Annotated in this window: 6 protein-coding genes; 2 read left to right on the forward strand and 4 right to left on the reverse strand. The window is 42.5% G+C overall.

Features of this window, described 5'->3' with window-relative positions; all coding sequences use genetic code 11:
* Positions 1 to 498: 498 nt before the first annotated feature.
* From EIZ48_RS27455 to EIZ48_RS27465, 3 genes are all read right to left on the reverse strand, one after another.
* Positions 499 to 852, reverse strand: a complete 354-nt coding sequence (locus EIZ48_RS27455) for a DUF3024 domain-containing protein (RefSeq protein WP_205298625.1) — start codon at positions 850 to 852, stop codon at positions 499 to 501.
* Positions 853 to 991: 139 nt separating this feature from the next.
* Entirely contained in the window at positions 992 to 1,903 is a 912-nt protein-coding gene (locus EIZ48_RS30000; protein ID WP_160658470.1) for a DUF2971 domain-containing protein, read from the reverse strand.
* Between the two features lie 134 nt (positions 1,904 to 2,037).
* Positions 2,038 to 2,700: a hypothetical protein gene (locus tag EIZ48_RS27465; protein ID WP_160658472.1), complete on the reverse strand. Its 663-nt coding sequence runs from the start codon at positions 2,698 to 2,700 to the stop codon at positions 2,038 to 2,040.
* Between the two features lie 188 nt (positions 2,701 to 2,888).
* Here EIZ48_RS27465 and EIZ48_RS27470 point away from each other — a divergent pair, with 188 nt between their 5' ends.
* The gene (locus EIZ48_RS27470; RefSeq protein ID WP_160658473.1) at positions 2,889 to 3,173 is read left to right on the forward strand and encodes a type II toxin-antitoxin system TacA family antitoxin; all 285 of its coding nucleotides are present in this window, start codon (positions 2,889 to 2,891) and stop codon (positions 3,171 to 3,173) included.
* Entirely contained in the window at positions 3,170 to 3,448 is a 279-nt protein-coding gene (locus tag EIZ48_RS27475) for a type II toxin-antitoxin system RelE/ParE family toxin (RefSeq protein WP_160658475.1), read from the forward strand. The genes EIZ48_RS27470 and EIZ48_RS27475 overlap by 4 nt, the downstream gene beginning before the upstream one ends.
* Positions 3,449 to 3,584: 136 nt before the next feature.
* Here the strand turns inward: EIZ48_RS27475 and EIZ48_RS27480 are convergent, their stop codons facing one another.
* A complete protein-coding gene (locus EIZ48_RS27480; RefSeq protein ID WP_160658477.1) occupies positions 3,585 to 4,046 on the reverse strand; it encodes a hypothetical protein in 462 nt (153 codons plus the stop codon).
* Positions 4,047 to 5,217: the final 1,171 nt, after the last annotated feature.

Raw genomic sequence — 5,217 nt, forward strand, 5'->3', positions numbered from 1 at the left:
GTTAGGCATTTCCACTTGTGGCTTCCCAACTTGGCCGCCGAACTCTCAACGTACTGCGGCGCCAACCGTGCGATACGGCACTCACTAATCCTCACTGGACATGATAACTATCAACACCTTAAAGCCAACTACATTTGCATGACAGCCTGGTGAGGAGCTAATCGAGGCTGCATCACTGAACGAATGGGTTAAGTTGACGACAAGCCTTTCACAGCGGTGTATCGAAGAAGCTAGGAATGTATATTGCCATCATCAGAGGCAACAAAGAACGGAGCAACCTGCATTTCTCCGAACGTTAAGGACAGCCCTACTATGAACGAATGACCTAAGATTTCCCGTTCTTGGGCGATGCGGTTACGACCAGATCAATAAGCAGGCTTTTCCCATGCCTAACGCCTGCAATAAGGTGCCCCACACTAAACTAGCAAAGCACACTGAACTTCGAACCAAAACCGCCGAGTGTAACGGGTCACCTTGATTGCATTGTTATGTTGCAGTTTAACAAGCTACTCCCCAAAACAATCGATCGTCATCCGACTCAATCGAAGACAATGCTTCTTCAAGTGTTTTAGCAATTGGAAAACGTTTATAACTAACCCATTTAAGATTGCCTGTTAGCCGAAATATTTTCCAATGCTGCTTGGTATTTACAAAGGTGATTTTTGCCACCATGAACTCGAAAAAACCTCGTTCATGCTCTTTGCTGGGATGGCACTCAAATATTTCAATACTTTGATTATTAAACCGATAGCCGAGGTTAACCCCACTACTTTTCGCTCGATCATTATAACATTCAAGCAACTCGGATACCGCAATTTCGTATTTTTTCATCTGATCACTTGAAAATGCCATTATATTTCTCTGATCTCATTGATTCGAATAGCAACATAACGCTTGCAATAAGGTGTGCCCCACTGAACGAACAAAGCACACTGAACTCCATACCAAAACCGCCGAGTGTAACGCATCACCTTGATTGCTTTGTTAAATTTTATTTTAAGTATTTCGAGATATCCCTTTCGCTTTGATAATAATCCATACGCCCGCGCCACTCCTCTTCGGGTATAACATCTAACTTATGCTCCATTTTTGACTTCCAAGCTTGATAATAGCGAACGTCATCACCTAGGATATCCATAACAACTTTCTTGTCCTCTTCAGGTGTCAAACAGCCAAAAATCACCGATATAATCGGCACATCAATTTTGAGATTAAAGCCCTTGGCAGGTTGAGGAAAAGGCATAGCTACACGCCATTCTTTTTCATAAAACCACTGCTCAGATTTAGTGAAAATAGCGTTAGTTAAGAGATTATTTCCATTTTTCCAGTCTTTTCCGCTTGGGGAATACACATGATCACGTAAAAACACCTGATAATCCTTGTGATCTACGGAATAATAATGTCGACGATATCTAACGGGCCTGCTCAGTTCACCACTTAAGTTACTATTTTCAGACCGAGCATATTGAATACATATACCCCGATGCTGATCCGCATAGTGCGACCAAAGTAAGGTATGATCGCATTCCTCACTCAAACTTAAAACGCAGTAACTATTGATCATATGCTGGATATGGTCGTTTCTAAACTCAGCAACCCTAAAGATTGCTTGTTCCATTTCACGGTCAGAACAACCTTTAGGTAAATCATTTATAATTTTTGCTTCTACTTCATGAGGAGGTAAGTCATCAATAAATAACTCATCACCTTCTTTCATTCGAGCTGGGATTGGACGATAGTTACAATCAAACGGATCATTAAACGTATCTGGTCGAGCTATCCATGCAGTATTCTCCCTCAGCATGGAAATCGTGAATTGGTTGTATATTGGTTTACCATCTTCATCTACTCCAGACCTCAACGATCTAAACTTATATAACCTTTTTACTTCTGGAAATTCCACTGATACCACCTAAAATTTAACGCCTGCAATAAGGTGCCCCACACTAAACCATCAAAGCACACCGAACTTCATACCAAAACCGCTGAGTGTAACGGGTCACCTTGATTGCCTTGTTATGTGCCCAGTACGAACATTTAAACGTAGTGTACTTTCACGATATCTGAAATATTACCAATCCTAAGTAACTTACTCTTCGCATTCCCTTTCTTTGCATCGTCGATAAAGTCATACGATTTGTTAATGATTATTGATTGGGTTAAGTCAAATGCCTTTCGTGTACCAAAAACCATCCGATGCTCATTTTGATGCGTATAGTGAACACCTTTAGCAAAGGCTAAATTCTTAGGATCTTTTATATTAAAGCCTGCTGGTGCATTGTCTCGATAGTAGATAACGTCGCTATTTAATAAGCCACTCTTATGTGAGGAGATAAGTCTCTTCACTGCAAACCTACTGCGTTTCATGAATTCTTGTGTATCGGTGATTTCTATACACGCATCCGCCTCAAATTCATCATATAGTCGTGCTGAATGCTCTTTTGATAAACAAAAAACAAAAATGAGATCGGAGTTTGTTGAATTAAGAAATGAATAGTCACCTTTTGCTAATAACCTACCAGTATCTGGACAGGATAACGTTATATCATTATCTGGATTATCACGATGAAAACCTTCTAATGGATCACCGCGACGATCATCCTCAAACTGCCTGAAGTATGATAGATTTCTAAATAGGAGCTCACCTCTCAAAGTGACATTATCTACAAATTGCGAAGGTAAATATTTATATAGTTTCACATCACTCTCCTTCTTTACACGAATAGCACATAACGCCTGGGATAAGGTGCGCCACGGTGAACTTACCAAACCCACCGCACTTCAAACCAAAACTGCCGAGTGTAAAGCGTCACCTTGATACCTTTGTTAGTTGCCGTTACCGACCTCTAGTGCTAACATTTGTACACACACTCACTTAGGAGCTGGTCATGGACACTAGAATTCAGTTTCGTGTTGATGAAGAAACAAAACGCTTAGCACAACAAATGGCTGAAAGCCAAGGTCGAACCTTGAGCGATGCTTGTCGTGAACTTACTGAGCAACTAGCTGAACAACAAAGAAAAACTTTATCTCATGATGCTTGGTTGACTGAACAAGTTAACCTAGCTTTTGAGAAGTTTGACTCAGGAAAGGCGGTTTTTATTGACCATGAGTCTGCTAAATCTCGAATGGCTGAGCGTAAAGCTAAAATCCGTAACCGAGGTAAGCAATGATTTTATGGGAAGAAGAATCTCTTAACGATCGCGAAAAGATCTTTGAGTTTCTTTACGATTTTAACCCTGCGGCAGCTGAACGAACGGATGAAATCATTGAGGCAAAAGTAGAAAATCTTTTAGAACAACCACTTATGGGTGTCCAACGTGATGGTACACGAGGACGACTTCTGATTATCCCCGAAATTTCAATGATCGTGTCATACTGGATTGAAGGCTCAATCATTCGTGTAATGCGCGTTCTTCACCAGAAACAAAAATTCCCAACCGACTAATTGTAGCCGGTTGGCAACTAACGCCTGCGATAAGGTGCCCCGCACTAAACTAACAAAGCACACCGAACTCCAGACCAAAACCGCCGAGTGTAACGGGTCACCTTGATTGCTTTGTTATGCCTATCAGCGGCTGACACTACTTCAATCTAACTTTACCGATACCATTTAGCCGCCCAGCACGATATCTAGGATAGAAAACCCAATATGTTTTACTATCGTTAGAGTCTCTAGCCAACTCTAAATAAATGACCTCTTCAGCAGTTTGAATTGTAAAACCAAACCGTTGAAGTAAATGCGAGTTTGTACCCTGAACATACGATATCTGTTTTAGTGCTGCGACAGTCTCATCTCGGTTAATGTGTCCATCTGATGTTGAGCTGATAATCTCTTGAGAGAGCTTCGCACGTAACTCTGAGCGAGCAATACTTGGAAAAGTAAAGGTAACGGAAAGTGTCACTACGAAGATAGCAATCATCATAAGAATAATTTTAGGGTTCAGTCGTTTTACAAATATCATCATAGCGATAAAGGCTATAATCGAGATCAAAACACCAATACCACCAATTGTGAACAGGAAGTCTAAAATACTCAGAAGCACGCTTCACCCTTATATTTTCAATTTCAATGTCGCCTGGATAAGATTACTAGGCATAACGCCTGCAATAAGGTGCCCCACACGAAACTAACAAAGCACACTGAACTTCGAACCAAAACCGCCGAGTGTAATGGGTCACTTTGATTGCCTTGTTAGGCATTTCCACATGTGAAATTCCTACTTGGCCGCCGTACTCTCAGCGCAGTCCGCCGCCAACCATGGGATACAGCACGCACTGAACCTCAAGTAACCCCAATACTATCAGCACCTTAAAGCCAGATACATTTAAATGACATCCTGATGAGATGCTAATCGTGGCTGCTTCTCCAGACTGATTGGTTGAATTGAAGAAAGGCCTTTCGCAGCAATGCAACGAGGAAACAATGAATGTTTATTGCCACCGTCTGAGGCAGCAAAGAACGGAATAACCTGCACTTCCCAGAACTCTAAGGACAGCCCTACAATGAGCGAATGGCCTAAGATTTCCCGTTATTGAGCAATGCGGTTACGACCAGATCATAAAGCAGGCTTTTCCCATGCCTAACGCCTGCAATAAGGTGCCCCACGGCCAGCTTACCAAGCGCATCGAACTTCAAACCAAAACTGCCGAGTGTAATGGGTCACCTTGATTGCTTTGTTAGGCATTTCCACTTGTGGTATTCCTACTTTGCCGCCAAACTCTCAGCGCAGTCCGCTGCCAACCATGGGATACAGCATGCACTAAATCTCAAGTAACACTAATACTATCAGCATCTTAAAGCCAGATACACTTACATGACATCCTGATGAGATGCTAATCAAGGCTGCATCACTGGACTGATGGGTTGAGTTTACGACAAGCCTTTCACAGCAATGCATCGAGGAAACTAGGAACGTTTATTGCCACCGCCTGAGGCAGCAAAGAACGTAGCAACCTGCATTTCTCAGATCTTTAAGGACAGCCTTACGATGAACGAGTGGCCTAAGATTTCCCGTTCTTGGGCGATGCTGTTACGACCAGATCATAAAGCAGGCTTTTCCCATGCCTAACGCCTGCGATAAGGTGCCCCACACTGAACCAACAATGCACACCGAACTCCAGACCAAAACCACCGAGTGTAACGGGTCACCTTGATTGCTTTGTTAGGCATTTCCACTTGTGGCTTCCCTACCTGGCCGTCGAACTCTCAGCGTG

The organism is Photobacterium alginatilyticum, assembly GCF_009910675.1.
Taxonomy (GTDB): domain Bacteria; phylum Pseudomonadota; class Gammaproteobacteria; order Enterobacterales; family Vibrionaceae; genus Photobacterium; species Photobacterium alginatilyticum.